The sequence below is a fragment of the Microbacterium sp. genome (genome assembly GCF_049661145.1).
GTDB lineage: Bacteria > Actinomycetota > Actinomycetes > Actinomycetales > Microbacteriaceae > Microbacterium.
Window position 1 is genome coordinate 1 of record NZ_JBASZT010000150.1, and the last position, 2,238, is coordinate 2,238.

2 protein-coding genes are annotated in these 2,238 nt (G+C 72.5%); both read right to left on the minus strand.

Annotated elements, in window-relative coordinates; genetic code table 11:
• On the minus strand, nucleotides 1-1,292 hold a 1,292-nt coding region (locus tag WBP48_RS06860; protein WP_424438039.1), incomplete at its 3' end, for a UvrD-helicase domain-containing protein.
• Between the two features lie 47 nt (nucleotides 1,293-1,339).
• Nucleotides 1,340-2,238 (minus strand): RecB family exonuclease (locus WBP48_RS06865; RefSeq protein ID WP_424438036.1); only part of this gene is annotated, 899 nt, incomplete at its 5' end.

Consider the following 2,238-nt stretch of genomic DNA (forward strand, 5'->3'; position numbering starts at 1 on the left):
GGCCGCGGCCGTAGCGGCTCGACCGCGACGGGAGCCGAATCCGCCAGCGGCGCCAGCACGGCACCGGCGGCGGTGAGCACTTCGACGCTGTTGCGCCAGCTCGTCATCAGCGCATAGGTCGACGCGGTGCCTGACGAGGAGAACGCCGCGGCGAACCCGCCGAGGTTGCCGGCGCTCGCCCCGCGCCAGCCGTAGATCGACTGGTGCGGGTCGCCGACGGCCATGACCGCAGCATCCCGGAACGCGGCCGCGAGGAAGTCGGTCTGCACGACGGAGGTGTCCTGGTACTCGTCGAGCAACACGACACGGTGGCGGTCCCGAAGCTCATCCGCGACTCCATTCCCGCCGGTGCTCGCCGCGGCGCTCGCCCCGGCGAGCACGTCGAACGCCCCTGCCACCTGGTCGGAGAAATCGATGACCCCCAGCCGCCGCTTGCGGCGGCCGTACTCACGCGCGAGGTCCGCGAGAACCCCCAGCCCGCCGACGCGGCCCGCGGCGCGCACGACATCGGCGTAGACCCCGACTCCCGCCTTCGCCGACGGCCGCTCGAGCACGTCGGCGAACCGCGCCGGGAAAGCAGCGAGCTCATCGAGATCGACGCGGTTGTCGACCGCGTCGCGCGCGATGCGCAGCGCCCCATCGATGATCGTCCGCAGTGCCTCGTCGCGCAGCTCAAGCCGTTCGTCGTCGGACTCGAGCACGACGCGCCGCATCAGCAGCCACGCCGCGGACTCGCTGAGCACCGCCGCCTCGGGATCGCGCCCGACGCGCACGGCGTGCTCGCGCACGATCGCGTCGGCGAAGCTGTTGTAGGTCGAGACGGTGGGGCGGTGCAGCAAGGTGTCGGCGTCCGCCGTCGGCTGCGACGGATGAGCGCCGCACGCCGACGCGAGCCCGTCGAGCACGGCTCGCCGGGCCACCTCGGACGCACCGGCGCGTTCAAGCTCGCCCAGCACGTCGAGGCGTCCCGCCGCGTGCAACGCGTCGAGGTGGGGCACGAGGCCGCGGCACTCGAACTCGCCGAGCCGCTGCAAGCGCCGTTGGATGCGGTCGGCGAGCTCGCCGGCCGCTTTGCGCGTGAAGGTGAGGCCGAGGATCTCGTCGCGCCGCACCGCTCCGGTCGCGACGAGCCATACGACGCGGCCCGCCATCGTCTCGGTCTTGCCGCTGCCGGCCCCTGCGACGACGAGCGCGGGCGCCAAGGGAGCCGCGATGACGGCGGCCTGCTCTGCGGTCGGCGGAAACTGCCCGAGTGCCGCCGACAACGCGTCGGGTGTGACGCGGACAGTCACTCGGGAAACGGATGCCGGCACCGACGGCGCAGCGGATGCCGCGGCGCTCACGACGCGCTCACCGCCCCGATCGTATGAATGCGGCACAGTCCGTACGAATAGTCATCGCGGCAATGCTCCTCGAACGGGGCCGAGAACGTGTCGCCGCTCATGATCGCCGCAGCCTCGCGGATGCGCGCGACGAACGCCGCCCTGGCCTCGTCGTCCATCGCTGGCTGCCGCGGTTCGACGTAGTCCTTCGTCGCCGCCGTCGGCCGCAGCACGAGCAGTTTCGCCCCGCCGGGGACGAGGCCGTCGGCGGCGGGAATCGCCCCGCTCGCGAGCGCCAGCTGATAGGCCGCCAGTTGCGGGTTGTCGGCAACCTTCGCGTCCGTCTGCGGCTCGCGCTTGCCGGTCTTGAGGTCCACGATGACCACCTCGCCGGCGCGGGTCCGTTCGACACGGTCGATGTAGCCGCTCACGATCACGCCGTGTTCACTCGGCGGGTCGTACGCGACGGGCACCTCGAAGTGCGGCTCCGCTCCCAGCAGCGATCCTCCGTCGGCCTCGAAGCGGCGCAGATACCCCGCGAGGCGCCGCACGAGATCCCTTGCGCGCTGCTGCTCGGCGCGGTCGCGCCACGCCGATTCGAACTCGAGCTCGTCCCAACGACCTTCGACGACGGCCCACAGCGCTGCCTCGTCGATGCCGTCGGCGTGCTCCATCGCGGCGTGCACGAGCGTGCCGAGGCCCGCCACGGTGCCCCCGGCATCCGCACCGAGATCGCCGATCACCCAGTCCAGCTGGCACTCCTCCAGCGCCTGCATCCGCGATGGCGAGACGCGCACGTCCTCACGGTCCGGGTCGAGCAGCGGCCCTGTCGAGCTCGGTGGCAGGATGCCGTACCACTCGTCCGGCACCGCGCCAGGCACGCCGGCCGCAGCGAGCACGGCGAGCTGGTCCGCGG